This window comes from Paenibacillus sp. SSG-1 (genome assembly GCF_002224835.1).
In the GTDB taxonomy this organism is placed as follows: Bacteria; Bacillota; Bacilli; order Paenibacillales; family Paenibacillaceae; genus Paenibacillus_AQ; species Paenibacillus_AQ favisporus.
Genome location: NZ_MBRK01000001.1, coordinates 1,483,175 through 1,509,094 on the forward strand (window position 1 = coordinate 1,483,175; position 25,920 = coordinate 1,509,094).

Genomic DNA, 25,920 nt, shown 5'->3' on the forward strand with positions numbered 1-25,920 from the left:
ACAGTGTTTTTGAAAGGAGTGACATCCTTGTGCTGACTGGAGTTCATATTGTGTTCCTAGGCGGGGATGCACGGCAGATCGAGGTGATCCGTAAATGTTCGGAGATGGATGCCACCGTCAGCGTGGTCGGATTCGACAAGCTGAATGAAAGGGTCCTGGGAGTCTCGTGGGAACGCCTCTCTTCTGAACTGCTTTCTGCGGCAGACGTTCTCGTGCTGCCTGTTGTCGGGTGTGATGATACAGGAGCGATCCAGACGCCATATTCTGGAGAGTCCTTAAAGCTGCTGGATGAGCATTTGGCCGCTCTTCCGTCGCATTGTACCGTTTATACGGGAATGGCCAAACCCTATCTGCGCAGCCTATGCGCAAGCCACGAGGTACGCCTGTTGGAACTGCTGGACCGGGATGATGTTGCCATTTTTAATTCCATCCCAACGGCGGAAGGCGCACTGGTGATGGCAATCCAGAATACGCCGTTTACGATCCACGGTTCGGATTGTATTGTGCTGGGATTGGGTAGAACCGGGTTTACGATGGCGAAAAGCCTGCAGGGACTCGGGGCGAAGGTGAGGGCCGGCGTCAGGTCGGAAAAGGATTTTGCCAGAGCGGAGGTCATGGGCTGGGAGCCTTTCCTGACAAGGGATTTGGAGGATCATGTGCGAAGTGTCGACTTGATTTTTAACACGATTCCGACTATGATAGTCACAGCGCAAATCCTGTCAAGAATGCCCCAAAGCGCCGTCATTATTGACCTTGCTTCGGCTCCCGGAGGATGTGATTTCCGGTATGCGGAGAAGCGGGGTATTAAGGCCTTGCTGGCTCCCGGATTACCTGGAATCGTAGCTCCCAAAACAGCTGGAATGATTATTGCCAATGCTTTGGTACAGTTGATTTCGGACGAGATCAAGATTCGGGGGGATGGGGAATGAACTTGCAGGGTAAAACGGTAGGTTATGCGATTACGGGTTCACATTGTACGCTTGCTGAAATTATGCCGCAGATTCAACGATTTATGGACGCCGGTGCCAAAGTGGTGCCGATTGTATCCAATTCGGTGCAGGTAACGGACACCCGCTTCGGCACATCCGCGAGCTGGCTGGAACAGCTGAAGAACATCACGGGGAGCGACATCATCACCTCAATTGTGGATGCGGAGCCTCTGGGACCGTCCAAACTGCTCGACGTGCTGGTCATTGCGCCTTGCACGGGCAATACGACAAGCAAGCTGGCCAATGCCATTACGGACAGTCCTGTCTTGATGGCCGCCAAGGCACAAATGCGGAATTTGCGTCCGCTGGTGCTGGCGATTTCCACCAATGACGGATTGGGATTAAACGCAGCGAATATCGCCAAGCTGCTTGTGACCAAGAACATTTATTTTGTTCCGTTCGGTCAGGATAATCCGGTGCAGAAGCCCAATTCGCTGGTTGCGAACATGGAGCTGATCCCCGAAGCGTGCGATGCGGCTCTTGAAGGAAGACAACTGCAGCCTATGCTGATTCAACGCATGTTTTCCGCGTAATCCAGATCGGCTGCATTCGTTTCGAGTTCCGGCACCCGAAACTGCATTGTCCAGCCCCAAGCAGATGCTGCGGGCGGTAATTTTGCGCCCCATGCCGTAAGACACGGGGCTGTTTGCATCGTTTATTCCGGGCCGCCGTAATCGGATAAATATCAGTGTACAGGACATAAGTTGAATGAACCAAATGGTCGTAGAGACCAAATAGTAAATGTAGGACGACTCGATCGAAGTGATCGCAGCCTGTTTTGCTTATCCCGGTTGGATGCGGCACCGGATCTTGTGAGGATGCCGATTCGGGCGGGAACAGGAAACTAGGCTGCGATTACGAACTGCTGGCCAAAGGCATGTGTTCATGCTTTGGCTCTGAGGAAGGGTACAGCCGACACGGCTGTACACGTCACAGGAAATCGACGCAGCTAAACGTTCTGCCGTTCTTATCTAGCATGGGGGAATTGAAATGAGCATCTTAGTACAGAAATTCGGCGGTACATCTTTGTCGACTCCGCAAGCAAGGGAACTCGTCATCAAGCACATTAGACGCGAACTGGACAACGGTTATCAGCTTGTTGTCGTCGTTTCCGCCATGGGACGCAAGGGGGAGCCGTATGCGACAGACACGCTCCTGGACTGGGTATCCCAGAACGGGAACGCTCTTCCGTCGCGTGAGCGGGATTTACTGCTGTGCTGCGGTGAAATCATATCGGCTGCCACGCTGTGCAGCCTACTGGAGGATGAAGGCATCACCTCCACGGTGCTGACCGGGGCTCAGGCCGGATTTGTCACCGATGATCAATACGGCAACGCGCGGATTAAGGACGTCCGTCCGGAGCGGATTGTGAAGGAGCTCGAAACGCATCAGGTGGTCGTCGTCACCGGTTTTCAGGGTCAGACCGAAACCGGGGACTTTACCACTTTGGGGCGGGGCGGAAGCGATACTTCGGCAACGGCGCTGGGTGCGGCGCTGCGTGCCGAAATGGTTGACATCTACACGGACGTCAACGGGATTCTGACAGCTGATCCCCGGATCGTCGAAGACGCCAAACCGCTCTCCGTCGTAAGTTACGCTGAAATTTGCAACATGGCCCAATACGGAGCCAAGGTTATCCACCCGAGAGCCGTTGAAATTGCGATGCAGGCGCATGTGCCGGTGCGGGTGCGGTCCACCTTTTCGGAAGATGAAGGAACGCTGGTTACCCAGCCGGAAGGCTTCAGGGACGTTCAGCTGGGCTTCATGGACCGGTATGTGACGGGAATCGCCTACGTGAGCAACGTCACTCAAATCACGGTGGAATGCGAGAACGAAGGAGATAATCTTCAGCTCAGAGTGTTTAAAGCCATGGCTGAAAATTCCATCAGCGTCGATTTTATTAATGTTACCCCGACAGGAGCGGTCTATACCGTTTTTGACCATGATTCGGAGAAAGCGATCCGGGTGCTTCAGGAATTGGGATTCCGGCCTAAGAGCCTTTCCGGCTGCGCCAAGGTTTCCGTCATCGGAGGCGGGATCAACGGAGTGCCGGGAATCATGGCCAAAATCGTCGAATCCCTAAGTGAACAAAATATCCAAATTCTGCAGTCGGCAGATTCGAATACGACCATATGGGTGCTGGTGAAAAAAGAGGATATGGTACAGTCTCTTCGGGCGCTGCACGCCAAATTCGAGCTGCATCGGTAGTCATAAATCTGGAAAACGCACTTTTACGTCCTATTAGGAGGTTGTACAAGATGGATTTCGGTAGGTTGATTACGGCCATGGTGACTCCCTTTGATGAGCAGGGAAATGTGAACTGGACAGAAACCGCCAAGCTGATCGATTACTTAATTGAGGACCAGCGGTCCGAATCACTGGTTGTCTGCGGAACGACCGGTGAGTCCCCGACGCTGACGGAGGAAGAAAAGCTCAAGCTGTTCGAATTTGCGGTAGACCATGCCAAAGGGCGCTGCAAAATTATTGCCGGTACCGGCAGTAACAGCACCGCGCATTCGATCCATCTGACCCAGGAAGCCGAGAAGCTTGGGGTCGATGGCGTTTTGCTCGTTGTGCCTTATTACAACAAGCCGAACCAGGAGGGGTTGTACCGTCATTTCGAAGCCATTGCCCGCAGCACGAAACTGCCGGTTATGCTGTATAACGTCCCTGGACGGACCGTCGTAGGCCTGAGCACCGAAACGACGCTTAGACTGGCTGAAATTCCGAACGTGGTCGCCACCAAGGAATGTGCTTCGCTCGAGCAGGTAACCCAGATCGCAGCCGGGGCGCCGGCGCATTTCCGGGTTTATTCCGGTGACGATGCATCGGGTCTGCCGGCTATGGCCGTAGGAGCATACGGTATCGTGAGCGTGGCCGGACATATTATCGGCGCTTCCATGAAGGACATGATTACGGCCTATTTGGAAGGTGAGCAGGTGCAGGCCGCACGGCTTCACCAGAAGCTGTTTCCTGTATTCAAGGGCCTGTTTGAGTCCCCGACTCCGCTGCCGAATCCGGCTGCTGTCAAGTATGCGCTCAATTTGTTGGGTCACTCCGTCGGAGGCGTAAGGCTTCCGCTCATCGGACCGAATGAAAAAGAAGCGGAATTTATCGAACGGTTGGTTCATTCGCTTGCGGAATAATTGAATCCTCTTATAAGCTGACAGAAACAGCGTCCTTACCAGGGCGCTGTTTTTTTGTGTTTAGGATGCATGCCTTTGGGTTAAGGCCTAAGCAGGGACGCTGCTTTCGAACGGGCTTTTTCTCCATAAGGATATTTCAAATAAACAGCATGGATTTGGGGAACTCTAATGCCTACTTTCAGGGTGACTTGTGTTTTGACTTTTTTATCATGTATAATGAGGTCAAGTGACTGGGTGCGGTATATTTTTGAAATATAAATATTAAATGGTACGACGTCCAAAACCATAGGAGGGTTAGATTCATTTGTCTAAAAAAAATAATAACGATAAATTGGCGATTTTCGCGTTGGGCGGCGTCGGTGAAATCGGGAAAAACATGTATGTCATCCAATACGGCAATGACATCGTAGTCGTAGATGCCGGATTGAAGTTTCCAGAGGAGGACATGCTCGGGATCGATATCGTCATTCCCGATATTTCCTACCTGACGGAGAATCGTGACAAGGTGAGAGGCATTTTGCTGACGCACGGACACGAGGATCACATCGGTGGATTGCCTTACGTGCTGAAGCATCTGAACGTTCCTGTATACGGAACCAAGCTGACGCTTGGCCTGGTGGAGAACAAGCTGAAAGAAGCCAATCTCCTTGGCGAAACGAAGCGGATTCTGATTCACGAAGATTCCGAAGTGGCGCTCGGCTCCACGCTGAAAGCAACGTTCTTCAGAACCAACCACAGTATTCCGGATTCGGTCGGGATTTGCATCTCAACGCCGGAAGGCAACGTGGTTCATACAGGCGACTTTAAGTTCGATCATACGCCGGTTAACGGACAATATGCGAACTTGCAGCGGATGGCCGCTATTGGAGAAGAAGGCGTATTGGCGCTTCTGTCGGATAGTACCAATGCTGAGAAACCGGGCTTCACGCCATCGGAGAAAAACGTGGGTGTCGTCCTTGAAGATATTTTCCGGAAATCATCCCAGCGCGTAGTTATCGCTACTTTTGCTTCGAATGTTCACCGGATTCAGCAGGTGGTCAATGCGGCGGAATCCACAGGACGGAAAATTACCGTCATCGGACGCAGCATGGTAAACGTCGTTTCCATCGCAGCCGAGCTTGGATACCTTCACGTGCCGGACGGCATGCTGATCGAGCCTGAAGAAGTTAACAAGATGGCCGCTGACCGCGTCGTCGTATTGTGCACAGGCAGCCAAGGAGAGCCAATGTCCGCATTGACGCGGATGGCCCGTTCCACACACCGCAAGGTTGATATTCTGCCGGGTGATACCGTTATCATTGCCGCTACACCGGTACCGGGAAATGAGAAATATGTCGGCCGTACGATCGACGAGCTGTTCCGTCTCGGAGCGGATGTCATCTACAGCGGTTCGAATTCCGGAGTACACGTATCGGGTCACGGCAGTCAGGAAGAATTGAAGCTCATGCTGAATTTAATGAAGCCGAAATTCTTCATCCCGATCCACGGTGAGTACCGCATGCAGCGCCGTCACGCACTGCTGGCCGAGTCTGTCGGCGTAGATCCGGACAATATCTTTATTACGGATATCGGCGAGATCGTCGAAATCCAGAACGGATCTGCCCGTAAAGCCGGTAAAGTAACAGCTGGCAACGTGCTGATTGACGGATTGGGCGTTGGAGACGTTGGCAACATCGTCCTCCGCGACCGTAAACTGCTGTCACAGGACGGAATTCTGGTTGTAGTCGTTACGCTGAGCAAACAAGACGGCACGATCATGTCCGGACCGGACATTATCTCCAGAGGATTCGTATATGTTCGCGAATCGGAAGGGCTGTTGGATGAAGCGAACCGCATTGTTTCCAGTACACTGCAGAAATTGATGAGTGAAAATGTTAATGAATGGGCTTCCTTGAAGACAGGCGTGAAGGATGCACTGGGCCGGTTCCTCTATGAGCAGACCCGCCGCAGACCGATGATTCTGCCGATCATCATGGAAGTGTAATCAATTGAATAAACCAGCGTCTTGAACAGCACACAGTCGCCCCCTTTCCGCAGGCAATATTGGACGGTTTCCTGCGGAAGGGGGCTTTTTGTCGTTTAATGACGATATAATAGGAGATTCTGAAAGGAACTGGAACCTGAAGAGACGGCCGGGCATAGGCTCTGTGAATAGGGTTATTTTTTCGGTATAATTCATGTCTTTCCTCCACCATACTACAATGACAGGAAATTATATGGTTAGGAAAGGACGAGGACATGATGACACAAAATACACGCCGTGCGCCGATGAGCGAAACGGAGGCGCCGGAACAAGCCCCTGCTGTAAACCCGGAACCGACGGCATTGGATACGCTGAAGCAGCTGGGACAAATGAACGTGCCGCAGGGAACCGAGTCGAACATTTTTTGCCTGACGATCATCGGGCAAATCGAAGGGCATCTGGTCCTTCCGCCGCAGAACAAAACGACGAAATACGAGCACATTATTCCCCAGCTGGTTGCTGCGGAGCAAAGCAAACAGGTGGACGGAATTATGATTATTCTCAATACAGTAGGCGGTGATGTGGAGGCTGGACTGGCCATCGCCGAAATGATCACGTCCCTTACCAAGCCTACCGTCACCGTCGTCGTCGGGGGCGGGCACAGCATCGGTGTGCCGATCGCGGTAGCTTCGACGTACTCGCTTATCGCCGAGAGCGCCACCATGACCATTCACCCGATCCGCCTGAACGGACTTGTGATCGGTGTGCCGCAGACGTTCGAATATATGGAGAAAATGCAGGAGCGCGTCGTCCGCTTCGTCACCTCCCATTCGCGGATTACGGAGGAGCGGTTTAAGGAATTAATGTTCCGCACCGGCGAGCTGAACCGGGATATCGGTACGGCGGTGGGCGGACTGGATGCCGTCAAATACGGCCTGATGGACGAAGTAGGAGGCATAGGCCAGGCTCTGGCCAAGCTGAACAAGCTGATCGATGAGCGTAAACAACCGATTGAGGCGGAGGGGATTACTCAATGACGCTTCATACCATTATGCCGCTTGATGCTGTGTGGGAGGAGGGCTTTACCCCTGTCCAAACGGCGGAGGTAAGGCTGCAGGGCGTCCTGATGGAAGTCAAACCGCTTGATGCGGGCCGGGCCGAAATCGTCCGGCTGCTCGACTGCCCGCTTGAATCGTACCTCAACCCGGCGTTTGCCCCAGGACAGGTAATACGCTACATTCCGACACTGTAAAATGGACCTTTAGCAGCAGAAACAGAACATAGGTGCCCCACGGTATTATATGGTATAATATTGGCCGGGGGTGACATTTTGGCTAAGCGAAGAAAGAAGAAGAAGGCAGTACTGACCAATGTGCTGAAATACGAAATATACGGAATTATACTGATCACCCTTTCCGTTATCGCCTTATCCGGTGAAGCGACGGTAGGGTGGTCATTATCCAAAATGTTCGGACTGCTGTTAGGGCGGTTTTATTTTGTGATCCCCCTGGTGGGAATCTACTTGGGCCTCAGCGTCATGATTCAGCGAAAATGGCCGAAACGGTGGAATACGCGGAGAAGCGGAATTCTGCTGTTGATCCTGGCCTTGGTACTTATGAGCAGCATTTCTTCATTGGAAAAGAAACTGGGTCCGGTTGGCGCATTGAGCACCGGGAACATATTATCCCAGGTACATACGGACTTGCAGGGAGCGCTGCTGTCGCCATCGGCCCGCGGCGACCACTCCATGCTGAATAAGGACATCAGCGGAGGCTACATCGGCGCCATCGAGTTTGCGGCGCTCTATTGGCTGTTTGGTACCTTGGGCTCGAAGCTGATGATGATCGTTATGTTTATTATCAGCTTTATGCTGATTACGAATCTGTCGTATGTCGATCTGATGCGAATCTTCCGCAGCAGGCTGGTGAAGGCCGGCGAGAATGTCCAGAAGCGGATGGACAACCGCCGCCAGTCGGCCAAGGTCGCTTCCAAACGGGCGGCTTCGTCCAGGCAGAAGAAACCGCAGCCGCTCCCGGCTGACGACGATGAGGATGAATTGGACGAGGATTTCGTGCCGCCGAAGCCGAAGCGGAGCGCCCCGGTGTTCTTCCAGCTGTTCGGCAGCAGGTTTGCCAAGAACGAAGCGCAGCCGCCGCTTGCTGATGATGAACTGGACGGCAGCGATATTCTTGAACCGGTCAGGGACACCCGTCCCGCAGCAGGCGGGCGGTTCAGCGAGACGGTGGAGCCGGAGGAGAACGATGCATTCGACCTGCACGAGGAGCCGCTGTGGCCGGAACCGAAGCGAAACGAATCTTCGCCGATCATCCGCGACTTTTTCGAGCATGTGAAATCCGAAGGCAACGTCGATCCGGAGGAATCGGATGAAGCATACGCCGGAGCTGCCGGGGCCGCTTTTCCGCCTGAAGGCATCAGCACGGAATTCCATGAGGATACCGCTGGGACGCCGGAAGGCGGGGTGCCGGCAACCGCTGCGGATCTCCAGGGAGAATCCGCGGGAAGTCCGGCTGAGCCGGCGGAGGCGCTGGAGCTTGCGATGACCCCGCCTGCGCCTCCGCCGAAGCCGTACAAGCTCCCGCCCTTCAGGCTGCTCTCCAAGCCCCAGAATGGCGGCAAGGCAGGCGATCAGAACGATTATAAGCAAACCGCCCGCAAGCTGGAGGCGACGATGGAGAGCTTCGGCGTACGGGCGAAAGTGCTTGAGGTCGTTCGCGGGCCAGCGGTGACGCGGTACGAAATCCAGCCGGATATCGGCGTGAAGGTCAGCCGGATTGTCGGGCTTACGGACGATATCGCGCTGGCTTTGGCCGCGAAGGATATCCGGATGGAGGCGCCGATCCCGGGCAAATCGGCCATCGGCATCGAGGTGCCGAACAATGAGGTTTCGCTCGTGACGATGCGCGAAGTTATGGAAACGCCGGTCTTTCAAGACGCCTCGTCGAAGCTGTCGATCGCTTTCGGCCGGGACATTTCGGGACAGACGATCGTCGGCAATCTGGCAAAAATGCCCCATTTGCTCGTCGCCGGTGCCACCGGTTCCGGTAAATCGGTCTGTATTAACGGCATCATTACGAGCATCCTGTATAAGGCGAAGCCGGATGAAGTGAAATTTCTGATGGTCGATCCGAAGATGGTCGAGCTGAATGTGTATAACGGCATTCCGCATTTGATGGCGCCTGTCGTGACCGATCCGAAGCGTGCTTCCTTGGCGCTGAAGAAGATCGTGGTCGAGATGGAAAAGCGCTATGAGCTGTTTTCCAAATCCGGCACGCGCAATATTGAAGGCTATAACAACCTGATGAAGGACAATCCGGCAGCGGTGCTGCCTTATATCGTGGTCATCGTCGACGAGCTGGCCGACCTGATGATGGTCGCCGCGCATGACGTCGAGGAAGCGATCACCCGCCTCGCCCAAATGGCGCGGGCCGCGGGCATTCACCTGATCATCGCCACCCAGCGGCCGTCCGTCGACGTCATTACGGGTGTCATCAAGGCGAATATCCCGTCGCGGATCGCTTTCGGGGTATCGTCCCAGGTCGACTCCCGAACGATTCTCGACATGGCGGGCGCCGAGAAGCTGCTGGGCCGCGGGGATATGCTCTTCATGCCGATGGGAGCGTCCAAGCCGATCCGCGTGCAGGGGGCATTTATGACCGATCAGGAAGTCGAGATCATCGTTAACTATGTCCGCGACCAAGGGGAAGCCAAATACGATGAAAGTCTCGTTCCCGAAGTGGAGGAAACGTCGCAGGATGCCGACGACCAGCTGGACGAGCTGTACGATCAGGCTGTTCAGATCGTGCTGGAATCCAAACAGGCATCCGTGTCGCTGCTGCAGCGCCGGATGCGGGTGGGGTATACCCGTGCAGCCCGCTTGATTGATTCGATGGAAGCGCGGGGAATTATCGGACCTTACGAGGGAAGCAAACCGCGTGAGGTGCTCGTCTCCCTGGAGCAGTATCAGCAGCAGAACCGCATAAGCTCATAGTCCGGTAATTATTGCCGGATGTGCTATATCTTCCTTGGAGGCCTCTCATGATCGTTCATGAGGGGCCTTTTTGGCGGTGATTTGCATGGGAATACGCTTGAAAGCTTCTATCGGCGGTACACATTCTTTCTCTTGGGCAGGGTGTATAGGAAATGGGGCCTGTTGTCATAATAACCGTAGCCATCCTGTCAAACCCACAAGAGAAAGGTAGAGCTAACCCATGAAAAACGCAAAATTATGGATCATCATCGGTTTGGTGTTTCTATTGTCTGCGGCGGTCTATGCAGGTGTAAGACCCCATACGGATTCCAAAGCTTCGTCCAAAGCGGCGGTGGAGCCTGCGGAACAAACCATACCTACATTCGGATCAACGGTTTTAAAGTATGGATCCTCAGGCCAGGATGTGTATGAACTGCAGGGGCGCCTGAAATTTTTGGGCTTTTATAACGGAAAGATTGACGGACAATACGGATGGAGCACGTTGAAATCCGTCAAATGGTTCCAGTCCGAATTCGGGATGAAGGTGGACGGAACGGTCGGAGCCAAAACCAAACTGAAGCTGTACAATGCCACCAAAAATTGGCAGCCATCCGCAGCCGAGTCCGGAAACGCCGCCGGCAAACAACCGAGCACAAGCGGCAATCAGAAAAACACAAGCGAACCGATGGCCTCGGCCAACACGATGGGCCTGTCCGAAAATGATCTGAAAATTATGGCTAATGCGGTGTACGGCGAATCCCGCGGTGAACCGTTTGAAGGACAGGTTGCCGTGGCGGCGGTCATACTGAACCGTGTCAAATCGCCAAGCTTTCCGAATACGCCCCATGGCGTTATATTTCAGCCGGGCGCATTCACGGCGGTAGCCGACGGACAAATTTATCTCACGCCGAACGAAACGGCCCGCAAAGCGGTGCAGCAGGCGTTAAACGGCTGGGATCCAACCGGCGGATGCCTGTACTACTTTAACCCGAAAACAGCCACTTCGAAGTGGATCTGGTCCCGGCCTCAAGTCTTGACGATCGGGCAGCATATTTTCTGCATGTAAAAGGATTGAACGTAAGTTTGGCACCGTAACTTCGTTCGTTCCCCGAAGCAGATTGCGCATGAGGGAAAACAGCAACCGGAGGGTTTGTCTTCGGTTGCTTCTTCACTTTCCAATGGTATAGAATGGAACTTAATCAAAAGCGTGACGCTTTATAAATTCATGGCTAAAGGAGTTTTGGACCTTGAATACAACTGCTTTTCAACATGGAAACGCCAAGCGGATCCGGATTCACGTTCTGCCGACGAAACGCTTTAAGACGTTTGCAATATCGCTCTACGCAGGCATCCCGCTTGCAGAGGACACCGTAACGCCTACGGCCTTGACTCCTTTTGTACTCCGCCGGGGTACCGTTACATATCCGGAGACCCGCCAGTTCCGCGAGCAGCTGGAGCAAATGTACGGGGCCGGCTTCGGTTTTGATGTGTATAAAAGAGGCAACTACCAGATGGTGCACTTCCGGATGGACACAATTAACGATTCGTTCGTAAAGAGCCAGGAGAGCCTGCTCGCATCCTCATTTGCTTTTCTCGGCGAAGTGGTGACGCGTCCCGTTTTGGAGGGAGGCCGTTTCCGCAGTTCTTACGTTCAGGCGGAGAAGGAGAACGTCCGCAAGAAGCTGGAATCCATCGTCAATGATAAGATCCGCTACGCCTCCGAGCGCTGTATCGAAGAGATGTGCCGCAACGAGCCTTACCGTCTTCACGCGCTCGGACAGCGTCAGGACCTGGAGAAAATTACGCCGGAGAGCCTGCACGACGGGTACCGCAAATGGCTGAGCGAAGCCAGCATGGACCTGTATGTGGTCGGGGACACGACGCTCGAGGAAGTGGAAAAGCTCGTCAACGCGCACTTTGATCTCGGTTCTGAACCGGGAATTACGTATAAGACCGAGACGCCAGTGCGCCAGTCGGGCGTGCCTCGTACCGTAGTGGAGAAAATGGAAGTGAGCCAGGGCAAGCTGAATCTGGGGCTGCGCACCTCCATCACTTATGGGGATGATCATTATGCGGCAGCATTAATGTACAACGGCATTTTGGGCGGATATCCGCATTCCAAGCTGTTCTTGAACGTAAGGGAAAAAGCAAGCCTCGCCTACTACTGCTCTTCCCGCTATGACGGGCACAAGGGAATTGGAACGATCCAGTCCGGCATTGAAGTGCAGAACTACGAAAAAGCGCTCGATATTATCAAGGGCCAGCTCGAGGAAATGCGCTCCGGGCGCATTACCGATCTGGAGATGTCGCAGACGAAGGCGATGATCCGGAATCTGCTTCTTGAAATTGAAGATTCGGCTTTTGAAATGATCGCTTACGACTTCAACCGTCAATTCTCCGGCAAAGACCGGTCAAGAGAAGAGCTGCTGCAGCAGGTGGAAGATATTCAAGTCGCGGATGTTCAGGCGGCCGCGTCGACTTTTGATTTGGATACGATTTATTTTCTGAAGGGTCAGAAGGAGGAATAGCCGGTGGAAAAACTTCAGTACGACAATTTGCAGGAGACTCTCTATTATGAAGTGATGGATAACGGCCTTCACGTCTACGTGCTTCCGAAGCCGGGTTTCCAGAAAACCTATGCGACGTTTGCCACTAAATACGGTTCTGTCGACAACCACTTCCGGGTGGAGGGACAGGACGAAATATCGGTTCCGGACGGGATCGCCCATTTCCTGGAACATAAAATGTTCGAGGAGCCGGAAGGCGACATTTTCGCCACATTTGCCTCCCACGGCGCATCCGCCAACGCATTTACGAGCTTCGACCAGACCGTGTACCTGTTTTCAGCAACCGAGCACATTCCAGAGAATCTTGAGACGCTCGTGAACTTTGTGCAAAATCCTTATTTCACCGACCAGAACGTCGACAAGGAAAAGGGGATTATCGGGCAGGAAATCAACATGTACCAGGATAACGCTGACTGGCGCGTCTATTTTGGCCTGATCGAAGCGATGTATAAAATCCATCCAGTGCATATCGATATTGCCGGTACGGTGGAATCCATCAGCACGATTACGAAGGAGACGCTGTACACCTGCTATAACGCCTTTTATCATCCGAGCAACATGCTGCTGTTCGTCGTCGGCGGAGTAAAGCCGGAAGAAGTGTTCGACCTCGTCCGCGCCAACCAGGCGAAGAAAGATTATCCGCCTCAAGGCAAAATCGAGCGTATCTTTGAGCCGGAGACGGTCGGTGTGGCGGAAAAACGCCGGGTTAACAAGCTGCAGGTGTCCATGCCGAAATGCCTGTTCGGGTTTAAGGAAAAAGAAGTGGGGCTGACCGGCAAGGAACTGCTGAAGCGCGACCTGACAACAAAGCTTATGCTTGATTTGCTGTTCGGGTCAAGTACGGAGCTGTATCAAAAGCTGTACGACGAGGACCTGATTTCCGACAGCTTCTCGCATGAATACAGCAGTTCTCCGCAGTATGCCTTTTCGGCCGCGGGCGGAGACACCCGTGATCCCGATCAGCTTCTTGCCCGGATCCGCGAAGAGGTCGACGGCATTCTGGCATCCGGCTTCAAGGAAGAAGATTTCGAGCGTGCCCGCAAGAAAAAAATCGGCGGATACCTGCGCATGCTGAATTCTCCGGAAAATATCGCGCATGAATTCACCCGCTACCAGTTCCGCGGCGGCGACTTCTTCAGCGTGATTCAGCTGTATGAGTCCATTACGCTCAGCGATGTGAACAACCGCCTGAAAGAGCATGTGGACTGGGATCAGCTGGCGGTATCGGTCGTGGTGAATCCTTAATGCAGCATAGGGGAGAGGAGAGCCTGCATAAGCCGATCGGAGAGACGACGGTGCTCGTCACCGGGGCGAGCCGCGGCATCGGTGCAGCCATCGCCGAGCGTTTTGCAGCGGTGGGGATGAACGTAGTGATCCACTACGGTTCGTCGCACGAAGCCGCCAATGACGTGGCCCGGCGCTGCATGCAGTCCGGAGCCAGGGTCATGACGGTCTCCGCCGATTTGCGGGATAAAGACCAGATTTTGCGCATGCGCGACAAGCTGGACACCCACGGTTTGCTGCCGGACATTTTGGTGAACAATGCGGGCGTCTCTCACTACGGTCTTCTTTCGGACGTAACCGAGGAAGAATGGGACGAAGTGATGTCCGTTAACTTAAAAGGCATGTTTCTGTGTACACAAGCTTTTATGCCCTATATGATTTCCCAGCGGAGCGGCCGCATTATCAACATATCCTCCGTATGGGGGATTTCGGGCGCTTCCTGCGAAGTGCTGTATTCGACCACCAAAGGCGGTATTAACGCTTTTACCAAAGCGCTTGCCAAAGAACTTGGCCCTTCTGGCGTCACGGTGAACGCGGTAGCTCCGGGCGCGGTGGATACCGAAATGCTGAACCATTTGGACGACGAGGAAAAACGGATGCTCGAGGATGAAATTCCGGCCGGACGGCTGGCCAGACCCGACGAAATTTCGTCCCTCGTTTATTTTCTCGCGCTGCCCGAATCCGGCTACATCAACGGTCAGGTAATAAGCCCCAACGGTGGATGGATTACCTGAGCCGCCAGGACGGTCTTCCCTGCATAGGCGCGCCCCAAACAGGTTATATTACAACTGTTGATTTCAAATCTCATGCGCCACAGCAAAGGGAGGACTTATCAATATGTCAACAGTAGTAAAGAACTTTGATGCCTGGAAAAAGTTTCTTGGGGAACGCGTCGCACAAGCCGAAAAAATGGGGATGAGCGAAGACACCATCGCCAAGCTGGCTTACGAGATCGGTGATTTTCTCGATGAGAAAGTCGATCCGGCCAACGCTTCCAACCGTGCGCTGAAGGAGCTGTGGGAAGTGGGCAACCGTGAAGAGCGCCAGACGATTGCCCGGCTGATGGTTAAATTAGCCAAGAAAAACGCTTAACATTAGGAAAAAGCCCCCATTTGGGGGCTTTTCTCTAATGTTTACAGAGTTGACCTTGTTTTTCATATGTATTTTATATATCATTAACGTGACCCATGAAATAAAGGCGATTTTTTGGAAGCCTCACCCGAAAGGGCTGCAGGTTTATTTTATTGGAAAACATGGGAAAAGGTCAGATGGGGTGTCGAAGTGGAAGCGAAACAATGGTACATGGAGTATAAGATACATAAGAACCGTCCGGGTCTGCTCGGGGATATTGCATCCCTGCTCGGTATGCTGGAGGTTAACATATTGACAATTAACGGGGTTGAAGGCAAAACGCGGGGAATGCTGCTGGAAACCAATGATGATGAGAAAATCCAATTGATGGGTGCCATGCTGAAAAAGGTCGACAGCATAACGGTTTCCGCGCTGCGGACGCCGAAGCTTGTCGATATTTTGGCTGTGCGCCACGGCCGGTACATCGACCGCGATTCCGATGACCGGAAAACATTCCGTTTTACGCGTGACGAACTTGGGTTACTGGTTGACTTTTTGGGTGAAATATTTAAGAAGGAAGGAAATCAGGTGATCGGGCTTCGCGGGATGCCCCGCGTAGGCAAAACCGAGTCCATCATCGCGGGGAGCGTGTGCGCCATGAAGCGCTGGACGTTCGTATCCTCGACACTGCTGCGGCAGACGGTCCGAAGCCAGCTCTCTGAAGACGAAATGAACCGGAACAATGTGTTTATTATCGACGGAATCGTCAGCACGATCCGTTCCAACGAACGCCACTACAACCTGCTGCAGGATATCATGAACATGCCGAGCACGAAAGTGATCGAGCATCCCGATGTATTCGTGCAGGAGTCCGAGTATACGTACGATCATTTCGATATTATTATCGAGCTGCGCAACAATCCGAATGAAGAAATTATTTATGACACTTTCACAAGCACATACAACGACGATCTGTAAGTAATTTGATGAGGAGGTGATGGTGTTGTCTGAACTGGGTCAACAGTTAAGAGAAGCCAGACTGCAGAAGGGCATGAGCCTGGACGACGTGCAGGAAATGACAAAAATCCGCAAAAGATACTTGGAAGCCATCGAAGCAGGGGACTACAAGGTGCTCCCCGGCAGTTTTTATGTGAGGGCTTTTATTAAAACATATGCCGAAACCGTGGGACTCGATCCGGACGTTCTGCTCGAAGGCCACAAGAAGGAAGCTCCTCCGGAGCCGGAAGCGACGATGGAGCCGGTCATTCAGAAGCGGTCCAGCAGCCGCTCTTCTTCGCCTGAACGTAATGTGAAATGGCTGTCAACCGTGTTGATGTGGACGTTCCCGATTCTGATCATTGTCGTTATTTATTTGTATGCGAACAACGCAAGTTCGCCAAAGAAAGACAACAGCATCGATTCGTCCAAGGTTACGGAGCAGCAGGATCCGGCAACGGCGCAGAATCAGGATCCGCCTGCAACAACTACTACGCCGCCGGACAATGCCACCAATCCGGGGGATGACGGCAATAAGGACAATTCCGGTAATTCGGATACCACAACGACGGATAACACGAATACCGACAGCGGAAATACCGGAGGCCAAGACACAACCACGCCGCCGGATCAAAATGGCACGGACCCTTCAGGCACCGGAACAGATACAACGGGAACCGGTACGGACTCGACGGATACGACGAACCAAGGCAATCAAGGCGTAACCGTAGCTCCGGACGGCAAGAAAGGCAAAACCACGATCTTTAAGGTAGCAGCAGCCCAGGGAACACCGGTTCAGGTGGAAATCAAAGCGACGGGCAAGAGCTGGCTTGAAGTGTACAAAGGCGAAAATACGTCCGGTGAGAAGCTTTCCTTCGGTAATACGAAAGAGGGGGATACGCTGACGTTTACGCTGGATTCTTCCGGCATGTACATTAAATCGGGATATTCTCCCGCAACGACGATTACGGTAGCAGGGCAGACGGTGGAGGACGGTAAATCGACTTCGCGCATTCTGCTGAAGCTGGACGATTCCGGTACGGGCGGTACGACAACCGGTAATGATTCGTCGACAGGGGATTCCTCCGATCAATCGGATAACAGCAACGGCTAAACGGCGGGACAGGCTCGGCTGAATAATGCCATACACTCCAGGGGACAATAGTTCTAGCTTTAAGTCCTTCTTATTCCGGATAGAAATGAGGTGTATGGTTATGACAGTCAGCTGGATCACCACGATTGTGGGGATTATCGTCAGCCTGCTCGGTTATTACCTCACTCCCAGCGCTTGGGGGTACGGCATTCTTGGATTTGGACTGGCATGGATCGTATTGGGCATTTTGGATATGTTCCGCCAGCCAACCCGTGACCGCAGCCGATCGTAAAATAAGAACAAGGCATTCCCGGGGACCCATGAGCCGGCGAATGTCTTTTTTTTGAGGTCCGTGTTCATTGCTTGTAAGCTTCCGCTAATCGCGTCCTGTCTTCTGCCTAAGCCCTGCCTAAGCAGTACCGAACGCCTTGAGATAATATCTGTGAACGGTAGGAACGCTGTTTAGGATTAGACTTGTCCCGGTTAATTTCATATAATATGACATGAAAAGGAACTGAAAGGGCGTGTAATGATGAGTTCGGAAAATTCGTTTGACATTGTTTCCAAATTGGACTTCCAGGAAATGATCAACGCGATCAATCAAACGGAGCGTGAAATCGAAACCCGTTTTGATTTTAAAGGGAGCAAGAGCAGCCTGAAGCTGGAGAAGGAGACGCTGGTCATTACCTCCGATGACGAGTATAAGCTCAATGCGGTAATTGACATTTTGCAGTCCAAAATGATCAAGCGTGGTTTGTCGCTCAAAAACGTAGATTACGGCAAGGTTGAGCCAGCTTCGATGGGAACCGTCCGCCAGCGGATCACCCTGAAGCAGGGAATCGATCAGGACAACGCCAAGAAAATCAACGTGCTGATCCGGGATTCCAAGCTGAAGGTTAAAAGCCAAATCCAAGGCGATCAGATCCGGGTGACCGGGAAGAGCAAAAATGATCTGCAGGCGGTCATGCAGCTGCTCCGCAAGGCGGATCTGCCGCTGGACCTGCAGTTTACCAATCTGAAGTAATGCGGGCGTATACCGAACGGCAAACGGGCGGGAAGAGGAGCTTACTCCTCTTTTGACAGTGTATAAATTGATATATTATACTGTAACTTGTCCCGCTGTCTTGGCGGGGTTGCCGGCCTGCCGCAAGCTGTGCCTGCTGCCCCCAAGTAGAGGATTCATACATAATGGATGGTCTGGGTGCATTATTATTCATTTTCGGCCTGCCGTACATGTGAATGTCGTTTCTTAGTTTGATTTATCCGGGGAGGGTTTACAGTGAATCTGCCCAACCGTATTACCATTTCAAGAATCTGTTTGATTCCGGTCATGATGGTGTTTCTTCTGGTCGACTTCAAGTTCTATCCGGAACCGATTACCTGGAATTCATTCGAGCTGCCGTACAATCAGCTGATCGCTGTAATTATTTTTATTCTGGCAGCAAGCACAGACGGTATAGACGGTTATTTGGCGCGCAAAAACAACTTGGTTACAAATCTCGGAAAACTGCTGGACCCGCTGGCCGACAAGTTGCTTATTACAGCGGTGCTGGTTTCGCTCGTCGAAATGGGAAAGTGCGACTCCTGGATCGCTGTGGTTATTATCAGCCGCGAGTTTGCCGTTACCGGCCTGCGCCAGATTGCGCTGCTTGACGGGGCTGTCGTGGCGGCCAGCAAATGGGGCAAGGTGAAGACAGTCATTCAGATTGTCGCCATCGTGGCGATTCTGATCAACAACTTCCCGTTCGAGATGATCGGCCTGCCGTTCGACGATATTGCCATCTGGGCAGCGGCTTTGATCACGATATACTCGGGGATCGATTATTTTGTCAAAAATAAAAAACTGCTTCAGCTTTCCAATGTGTAAGGCAATAGGGATATCCTATTGCTTTTTCTTTCCACCAAACGCTGTGATACGGATAGGCTAAAAACGTGTAAAGTGTTCAATATAGGTATATCCATTCTACTTTACGATAACAGGGAGGCCAATCAAGGATGAAAGCAGAAATCATTGCAGTCGGTACGGAGCTGCTGCTTGGACAAATTGTGAATACCAACGCGCAGTACTTGTCGCAGGAGCTTGCGGCAATGGGAATAGACGTCTATTACCAGACGGTCGTCGGCGATAACGCCTCGCGGCTTCAGGGCGCCATTGAGCTTGCTTCGCAGCGCGCGGATATCCTGATCCTGACCGGAGGCATCGGCCCGACCCAGGACGACCTGACCAAGGATGCCCTGGCCGCGCATGTCGGCCGCTCCCTGCACATTGACCGGCTGGCGATGGATCAAATCGAGAGATTCTTCGCAGGGCGGGGGATCAACATGACGGAGAACAACCGCCGTCAGGCGCTCGTCATCGACGGCAGCACGCCGCTGCCGAATGAAACAGGATTGGCCGTCGGACTCGCGCTTGCCCAGGAGGGTAACTTCTACATCGTTCTGCCGGGTCCTCCAAAAGAGATGAAGCCGATGTTCGACCAGCAGGCGAAGCCGTGGCTCCTTCAGCATGCCCTGACCGACGAAATGCCGATTTACTCCAAAATGCTCAAGTTTGCCGGCATCGGCGAATCGCTGCTGGAGGATCGGCTTCTGGACCTGATCGACGGACAGACCGATCCGACGATCGCTCCTTATGCGAAGGAGGGTGAAGTGACCGTACGAATCTCCACCAAAGCGCCTACAGAGCAGGAAGCCATGGAGAAACTGAATGCGATGCAGGGGCAAATTCAAAGCCGGCTCGCAGACCATATGTACGCCAGCATGGACGTGCCAATCGAACGGATCATCGTTGACATGATGGCGGACCGCGGGATTACGCTGAGCGCCGCTGAGAGCTGCACAGGAGGCATGCTGATGGAGAGCATCACGTCCATTCCGGGCAGCGCCACCATGTTCGTGGGAGGGATCGTCTGCTACTCCAACGAAATGAAGGAGAAGCTGCTGCATGTCCCGCATGCGCTGCTGGAGGGAGACGACGCACCGGGAGCAGTGAGCGCCGAAGTGGCCGAAGTGCTTGCCGAAAACGTGCGGATGATCACGGACAGCGACTTCGGCTTATCCGTCACGGGTGTCGCGGGGCCGGGGTATTCCGAACGCAAACCGGTCGGCCTCGTGTACGTCGGGATCGCCCAGCGCGGGCAGAAGACTGAAGTGTTTGAGCTGAAGCTGAACGGCAACCGCGAAACGATCCGGGTCCGCTCGGTCAAAACGCTGCTGTACCGGTTGTGGCAAAGACTGGTATCTGCTGATCCGGCCACCGGGGAGTCCAAGGATCAGGTTTGAAGTTGTGCAGCCGCCAGCCAGGCGCTATAATATAACCATACGGAAGAACCGTGCAAAAATAAGTTTGCCGCGGTTCTTTTTCTTTTGGTTGGAGTAGGGGTGGAAGCCTGTTCCAGTTCGGACTCTTGCATCCGATCATCATAGAAAAAAACCCAGCGGGGACCCCCATATTTGGCAGGCTTTCCTTGCGGAGGTTGGTTTGAGGTACGGCGGCATGATGATGAGAGGAGAATGCCCGGCAAAAAAAAACGAATGTATGTTCGAAAAAATGCTTGGCAAACGTTCCAAAACAAGGTATCATAATAGTATAAACGGTGAAGGATGTGAGTTTATTGTCAGATCGTCGTGCTGCGCTTGAAATGGCGCTTCGTCAAATAGAGAAACAATTCGGTAAAGGTTCGATCATGAAACTCGGTGAGTCGACACATATGCAGGTGGAAGTTGTTCCCAGCGGCTCCCTGGCTCTAGATATAGCACTTGGTATTGGCGGACTTCCAAGAGGCCGCGTTATTGAAGTATATGGACCGGAATCCTCCGGTAAAACGACGGTGGCCCTCCATGCCATCGCGGAAGTACAGAAGGTCGGTGGACAAGCTGCTTTCATCGATGCGGAGCATGCGCTTGATCCGTCGTATGCCAACAAGCTTGGCGTCAACATTGACGAGCTGCTGCTGTCTCAACCAGACACCGGTGAGCAGGCGTTGGAAATTGCGGAAGCCCTCGTACGCAGTGGCGCCGTTGATATTATCGTCGTGGACTCGGTTGCCGCGCTCGTACCGAAAGCGGAAATCGAAGGCGAAATGGGTGATTCCCACGTAGGTCTGCAGGCTCGTCTGATGTCCCAGGCACTGCGTAAGCTGTCCGGTGCGATTGCGAAGTCGAAGACGATCGCGATCTTTATCAACCAGCTTCGTGAGAAAGTCGGCGTCATGTTCGGGAATCCGGAGACGACTCCGGGTGGCCGTGCCCTGAAGTTCTATTCTTCCGTTCGTCTGGATGTACGCCGTATTGAGAGCATCAAGATGGGCAATGATGTCGTGGGTAACCGTACGCGGATCAAGGTCGTCAAGAACAAGGTGGCTCCTCCGTTCAAGCAGGCGGAGATCGACATCATGTACGGCGAAGGCATTTCCAAGGAAGGCAGCATTATCGATATCGGTACGGAATTGGATATCGTCAATAAGAGCGGTGCCTGGTACTCCTATGAAGGCGAGCGCTTGGGTCAGGGCCGCGAGAATGCGAAGCAGTTCCTGAAAGAAAATCAGCCTATTTCGGAAGCGATCGAGAACAAGATCCGTGAGGCAAGCAATTTGACGACGACGGTGAGCGCGCCGACCGCAGAGGAAGCAGCGGCCGAGGAACGCGAAGAACAGGAATTGTTAGAGCTGGAATAGGGTTATCGTTTGAAATCGTATTCCGTGAATGAATTGAGACTATAATGAGGACGCTCCGTGATGACCTGTCACTGGGCGTCTTTTCTCATATAGAGAGTACGTTAAGAATGCGGTTCAGTTATACGACTTACATTGAACACGTGATGGGATGTGAGAGAGATGCGAAAAGGAAATAGCCATGAACATCAGGAAGGGCAAGGGATTCATGAAGAGCAGGAAATCCATGAAGAACAGGGAATTCATGAAGGACTGGCCGGGTTCCCGGACGATGAAACCCTTTTGATCACGGAGGTAGAGCGTCTGGCCAAGCCGAGAGGGCGTTATTTGATATCGTTCGGACCCTACACCCTTTCCGTCCACGAAGACGTCCTCGTGAAGTACCGGATGGTCAAGGGGAACGCCTTTACGAAGCAGGAACTGGAGGAAATCGTCGTAGCGGACGAGCGGCAGCAGGCTTATGTCGAAGGCTTAAAGGCGCTGGAGCGGAAGCCACGGACACGCAAGGAAATTGAAATGAAACTGCGGCAGAAAGGCATCGAAACGGGATCGATTGAGTATGCGCTGAACCGGCTGGTGGAAGAAAGGCTGGTGGACGACGAAAGCTATGCCAGGCAGTGGGCGCAGCAGCGAATCAGGAACCACCGCAAAGGCAAGGCCTGGATCAGGCAGGAGCTTCAGCAGAAAGGCGTCGATAAGTCGATTATATCCGAGGCGCTGGCTGAAGTCAGTTCCGATCAGGAATTTGAGGCAGCCCTGGCAGCCGGCCGAAAGAAATGGAACCAGACGAAGGGCGAAGCCGCCGATCGCAAGCGCAAAACGGGGGCTTATTTGATGAGGCGGGGATACTCCGGAGAGCTGGTCCGAAAGGTCATTAATCAGCTGCTCAAGGAGGATGCTTATCCCGAGGATGAAGAGGAATATTTTTCATTCGACTGAGGAAGAAGTTGACACAATATGAAATGCCCTCTCTTGACAATATCTTTTCACAAATACTAAAATGAAGATGAATCTATTCCTGTAAAAAGATCTTTTTTCCTTCCAAAAAAAGGTTTTTTAATGAAAGATTCTAATTTCTCTCCAATTCATATGAACTACCCCCGCCTTATCCCGCCTCTAGGGTAGCACGGGTTTTGTACAACCTTCCCATGGGGAAGTTGTGCAGATGGAAAATGATTGAAGTACGTATGATGAATTGAAATGAATGGACAACTGTAGAAGATCCCAAGGAATACCTTGGAGGAACCAACGAGGAGGTGAACTGAATGCCTATATGGCTATGGGTCGTTCTCGTTGTTGCCGCATTGTTCTTGGGGTTCGTGATTGGATATTTTATTCGCAAATCTCTTGCAGAGGCTAAAATTTCTAGTGCTGAAGAAGCTGCTGTACAGATCGTGGAAAACGCGCGTAAGGAAGCAGAAGCACTGAAGAAGGAAACGGTACTGGAGGCTAAAGACGAAGTACACAGAATCCGGACCGAAGCTGAAAAAGACACTCGTGAGCGTCGAAATGAAATTCAACGGCAGGAAAGACGATTGTTGCAAAAAGAAGAGTCGCTGGATAAAAAAATTGAATCGCTTGAACGTAAAGAAGAGCAAGTGGCCAACAAGGAGAAACGCATCGAAGAAACTCAACAGCAGATCGATTTGATTTACAAAAGCCAGGTCACGGAGCTGGAACGCATTTCCAGTTTGACCATGGAAGACGCACGAAGCATTATTTTGAGCAATGTAGAGCAGGAAGTTCGCCATGAAACCGCTCAAATGATTAAAGATATTGAGCAGCAGGCGAAAGAAGAAGCTGACAAGAAATCCCGTGAAATCGTAACGCTCGCCATCCAGCGCTGCGCTGCAGATCATGTGGCGGAGACCACCGTATCTGTGGTGACGCTGCCGAATGAGGAGATGAAGGGACGGATTATCGGGCGTGAAGGCCGGAACATCCGTGCACTGGAAACTCTGACCGGTATTGACCTCATTATTGATGATACGCCTGAAGCTGTAATTTTGTCGGGATTTGATCCGATCCGCCGGGAAATTGCCCGGACCGCTTTGGAGAAATTGGTGGCAGACGGACGCATTCATCCCGCTCGGATTGAAGAGATGGTGGAGAAATCCCGTAAAGAGGTTGATGAGCGGATTCGCGAGTATGGCGAACAAGCGACATTCGAAGTGGGAGTACATGGTCTGCATCCGGATTTGATCAAAATTTTGGGACGGCTCAAATTCCGCACCAGCTATGGTCAGAACGTCCTGAAGCATTCCATGGAAGTGGCTTATCTGTCCGGTCTGATGGCCGGAGAGCTCGGCGAGGATATCGTATTGGCCAAGCGTGCAGGCTTGCTGCACGACATCGGTAAAGCGCTGGATCATGAAGTGGAAGGCTCACATGTTGAAATCGGCGTGGAGCTGGCCAAGAAATACAAAGAACATCCGGTGGTTATCAACAGTATCGCATCCCACCATGGCGATGTAGAGGCAACTTCGGTCATCGCGATGCTGGTTGGCGCAGCCGACGCTTTGTCAGCTGCAAGACCGGGAGCGCGCCGCGAAACGCTCGAAACGTATATCAAGCGTTTGGAGAAGCTGGAGGAAATCTCCGAATCGTTCGAAGGCGTCGAGAAATCGTTCGCGATTCAGGCAGGACGCGAGGTCCGCGTCATGGTACAGCCTGAGAAGATCGATGATGCCGAAGCATTCCGCCTGGCTCGGGATATTACGAAGACGATTGAGAATGAACTGGACTATCCGGGGCATATCAAAGTGACGGTCATCCGCGAGACTCGCGCGGTTGAATACGCGAAATAATGTAAATGATGAAAAGTGGCCGCTTTGGGGGCCACTTTTCATATTTGTTCATCTTAAGGGGGAGACCAACATTAACGTATTATTTATTGGAGATATCGTGGGCAGTGTAGGCAGAAAGGCGCTTAAAGCGACACTGCCGTCGTTAAAAACGAAGTATAACCCTCATATCATCATTGCGAACGGCGAAAATGCCGCTTCCGGCAGAGGGATCACGCAGTCGATTGCCAAAGACTTTTTCGATTGGGGTGTCCATGGGATTACGCTGGGCAACCATACGTGGGATAACAAGGAGATTTTTGACTTTATCGACGACGAGCCGCGTATGGTAAGACCGGCCAATTTTCCGCCGGGGACGCCGGGATTGGGACATACGATCATTAAAGCGAACGGCAAAGAACTGGCCATCGTGAATTTGCAGGGACGTACGTTTCTGCCGGCCATTGACTGCCCGTTTCGGGCCAGCGACGATATTGTCGACCAGCTCCGCAAGAAGCACAAGCACATTCTTGTTGATTTCCATGCCGAAGCCACATCCGAGAAAATCGCCATGGGCTGGCATCTGGACGGCCGTGCTTCGATCGTCGTAGGAACACATACCCACGTGCAGAGCAATGATGATACTATTTTACCGAACGGAACGGCCTATCTCACGGATGCCGGCATGGTCGGTCCTAGAGAAGGCATTTTAGGCATGGAACGCGATGCGGTACTCCGCAAATTCAAAACACAGCTGCCGGTCCGGTTCCAGGTCGACAACGGAAAATGGCACTTCCACGGCGTATTTGTCCAGCTGGACGATGCAACCGGCAAGGCGCTGAAAATGGAAAAAATTCGGATTCTCGAGGACGATTGGATCATGGATTGACCGAGTTTTCCTCTGAGACTATTGGCGGATTTATGGCTGAAAAATTGTCAGAAAGAAGGAATTATTTCCGGACTCCCGAATAACATCTAGTATGTGGAAGCTTATCATCATTCCCAGGGGAGGTACTTACCATGGAAGTATTAAAAGTTTCAGCAAAGTCCAATCCAAATTCTGTTGCCGGTGCTCTGGCAGGCGTGCTTCGTGAACGCGGGGCGGCTGAACTGCAAGCCATCGGAGCAGGCGCACTCAATCAAGCGATTAAAGCGGTAGCCATTGCCCGGGGATTTGTAGCACCCAGCGGAGTAGACTTGATTTGTATTCCAGCCTTTACGGATATCGTTATTGACGGGGAAGACCGAACGGCGATCAAGCTGATCGTAGAGCCCAGATAAGGGAAATGGCAGGATATGCCATCATTTGATGAAACCTGTTTATTGATATAAGCTGAATGAAGCCTGATTAGAGGTGCTCGGTGAGT

The 25,920-nt window shown here is 52.6% G+C and carries 24 protein-coding genes; all 24 read left to right on the plus strand.

The genetic code is table 11. The annotated features are described in order from the left end of the window. The first annotated feature begins 29 nt into the window (after positions 1–29). The 24 genes from dpsA to BCV73_RS07075 all read left to right on the plus strand — a co-directional run bounded on the left by dpsA (position 30) and on the right by BCV73_RS07075 (position 25,834). Positions 30–929 carry a dipicolinate synthase subunit DpsA gene (gene dpsA, locus BCV73_RS06960; RefSeq protein ID WP_076168027.1) on the plus strand — a complete coding sequence of 300 codons (900 nt, stop codon included), beginning with the start codon at positions 30–32 and terminating at the stop codon, positions 927–929. After that, on the plus strand, positions 926–1,522 hold the full coding sequence (locus BCV73_RS06965; RefSeq protein WP_076168024.1) for a dipicolinate synthase subunit B: 597 nt from the start codon (positions 926–928) through the stop codon (positions 1,520–1,522). The genes dpsA and BCV73_RS06965 overlap by 4 nt, the downstream gene beginning before the upstream one ends. A gap of 457 nt (positions 1,523–1,979) precedes the next feature. Beyond that, complete coding sequence (gene dapG / locus BCV73_RS06970) at positions 1,980–3,197, plus strand: aspartate kinase (protein WP_076168022.1); 1,218 nt, start codon at positions 1,980–1,982, stop codon at positions 3,195–3,197. A gap of 50 nt (positions 3,198–3,247) precedes the next feature. Continuing rightward, complete coding sequence (dapA, locus tag BCV73_RS06975) at positions 3,248–4,135, plus strand: 4-hydroxy-tetrahydrodipicolinate synthase (protein ID WP_076168019.1); 888 nt, start codon at positions 3,248–3,250, stop codon at positions 4,133–4,135. 304 nt (positions 4,136–4,439) lie between these two features. Beyond that, positions 4,440–6,119 carry a ribonuclease J gene (locus BCV73_RS06980; RefSeq protein WP_076168017.1) on the plus strand — a complete coding sequence of 560 codons (1,680 nt, stop codon included), beginning with the start codon at positions 4,440–4,442 and terminating at the stop codon, positions 6,117–6,119. Between the two features lie 257 nt (positions 6,120–6,376). After that, the gene (locus tag BCV73_RS06990; protein ID WP_275541916.1) at positions 6,377–7,135 is read left to right on the plus strand and encodes a ClpP family protease; all 759 of its coding nucleotides are present in this window, start codon (positions 6,377–6,379) and stop codon (positions 7,133–7,135) included. Further along, positions 7,132–7,350 carry a YlzJ-like family protein gene (locus BCV73_RS06995; protein WP_076168012.1) on the plus strand — a complete coding sequence of 73 codons (219 nt, stop codon included), beginning with the start codon at positions 7,132–7,134 and terminating at the stop codon, positions 7,348–7,350. The genes BCV73_RS06990 and BCV73_RS06995 overlap by 4 nt, the downstream gene beginning before the upstream one ends. 78 nt (positions 7,351–7,428) lie before the next feature. Further along, complete coding sequence (locus BCV73_RS07000) at positions 7,429–10,107, plus strand: FtsK/SpoIIIE family DNA translocase (RefSeq protein WP_089546570.1); 2,679 nt, start codon at positions 7,429–7,431, stop codon at positions 10,105–10,107. 220 nt (positions 10,108–10,327) lie between these two features. Further along, the gene (sleB, locus tag BCV73_RS07005) at positions 10,328–11,152 is read left to right on the plus strand and encodes a spore cortex-lytic enzyme (protein WP_076168007.1); all 825 of its coding nucleotides are present in this window, start codon (positions 10,328–10,330) and stop codon (positions 11,150–11,152) included. A 181-nt stretch (positions 11,153–11,333) separates the two neighbouring features. After that, a complete protein-coding gene (yfmF, locus tag BCV73_RS07010; protein WP_089546571.1) occupies positions 11,334–12,614 on the plus strand; it encodes an EF-P 5-aminopentanol modification-associated protein YfmF in 1,281 nt (426 codons plus the stop codon). Positions 12,615–12,617: 3 nt separating this feature from the next. Next, on the plus strand, positions 12,618–13,898 hold the full coding sequence (gene yfmH / locus BCV73_RS07015; protein WP_089546572.1) for an EF-P 5-aminopentanol modification-associated protein YfmH: 1,281 nt from the start codon (positions 12,618–12,620) through the stop codon (positions 13,896–13,898). Then, a complete protein-coding gene (gene ymfI / locus BCV73_RS07020; RefSeq protein WP_076167998.1) occupies positions 13,898–14,671 on the plus strand; it encodes an elongation factor P 5-aminopentanone reductase in 774 nt (257 codons plus the stop codon). The genes yfmH and ymfI overlap by 1 nt, the downstream gene beginning before the upstream one ends. 103 nt (positions 14,672–14,774) lie before the next feature. Further along, positions 14,775–15,029, plus strand: coding sequence for a DUF3243 domain-containing protein (locus tag BCV73_RS07025; RefSeq protein WP_076167995.1), 255 nt, complete (start codon positions 14,775–14,777; stop codon positions 15,027–15,029). 210 nt (positions 15,030–15,239) lie between these two features. Then, on the plus strand, positions 15,240–15,986 hold the full coding sequence (locus BCV73_RS07030) for a DUF3388 domain-containing protein (protein ID WP_179232129.1): 747 nt from the start codon (positions 15,240–15,242) through the stop codon (positions 15,984–15,986). 25 nt (positions 15,987–16,011) lie between these two features. Then, positions 16,012–17,118 carry a RodZ domain-containing protein gene (locus BCV73_RS07035; RefSeq protein WP_089546573.1) on the plus strand — a complete coding sequence of 369 codons (1,107 nt, stop codon included), beginning with the start codon at positions 16,012–16,014 and terminating at the stop codon, positions 17,116–17,118. Positions 17,119–17,218: 100 nt separating this feature from the next. After that, on the plus strand, positions 17,219–17,389 hold the full coding sequence (locus BCV73_RS34960) for a hypothetical protein (RefSeq protein WP_163872676.1): 171 nt from the start codon (positions 17,219–17,221) through the stop codon (positions 17,387–17,389). Between the two features lie 240 nt (positions 17,390–17,629). Next, on the plus strand, positions 17,630–18,121 hold the full coding sequence (locus BCV73_RS07040) for a YajQ family cyclic di-GMP-binding protein (RefSeq protein WP_076169539.1): 492 nt from the start codon (positions 17,630–17,632) through the stop codon (positions 18,119–18,121). Positions 18,122–18,376: 255 nt separating this feature from the next. Then, the gene (pgsA, locus tag BCV73_RS07045) at positions 18,377–18,964 is read left to right on the plus strand and encodes a CDP-diacylglycerol--glycerol-3-phosphate 3-phosphatidyltransferase (RefSeq protein ID WP_076167990.1); all 588 of its coding nucleotides are present in this window, start codon (positions 18,377–18,379) and stop codon (positions 18,962–18,964) included. A 128-nt stretch (positions 18,965–19,092) separates the two neighbouring features. Further along, positions 19,093–20,379 (plus strand): competence/damage-inducible protein A, encoded by a 1,287-nt coding sequence (locus BCV73_RS07050; protein WP_089546574.1) that lies wholly within the window; start codon positions 19,093–19,095, stop codon positions 20,377–20,379. Between the two features lie 332 nt (positions 20,380–20,711). After that, a complete protein-coding gene (gene recA, locus BCV73_RS07055; protein WP_076167984.1) occupies positions 20,712–21,773 on the plus strand; it encodes a recombinase RecA in 1,062 nt (353 codons plus the stop codon). 159 nt (positions 21,774–21,932) lie between these two features. After that, positions 21,933–22,709, plus strand: coding sequence for a regulatory protein RecX (locus tag BCV73_RS07060; protein WP_089546575.1), 777 nt, complete (start codon positions 21,933–21,935; stop codon positions 22,707–22,709). 326 nt (positions 22,710–23,035) lie between these two features. Continuing rightward, complete coding sequence (gene rny, locus BCV73_RS07065; RefSeq protein WP_076167981.1) at positions 23,036–24,577, plus strand: ribonuclease Y; 1,542 nt, start codon at positions 23,036–23,038, stop codon at positions 24,575–24,577. A 70-nt stretch (positions 24,578–24,647) separates the two neighbouring features. Next, the gene (locus BCV73_RS07070) at positions 24,648–25,442 is read left to right on the plus strand and encodes a TIGR00282 family metallophosphoesterase (protein WP_089550131.1); all 795 of its coding nucleotides are present in this window, start codon (positions 24,648–24,650) and stop codon (positions 25,440–25,442) included. Between the two features lie 131 nt (positions 25,443–25,573). Beyond that, positions 25,574–25,834: a stage V sporulation protein S gene (locus BCV73_RS07075; protein WP_006286829.1), complete on the plus strand. Its 261-nt coding sequence runs from the start codon at positions 25,574–25,576 to the stop codon at positions 25,832–25,834. The last annotated feature ends 86 nt before the right edge of the window (positions 25,835–25,920 follow it).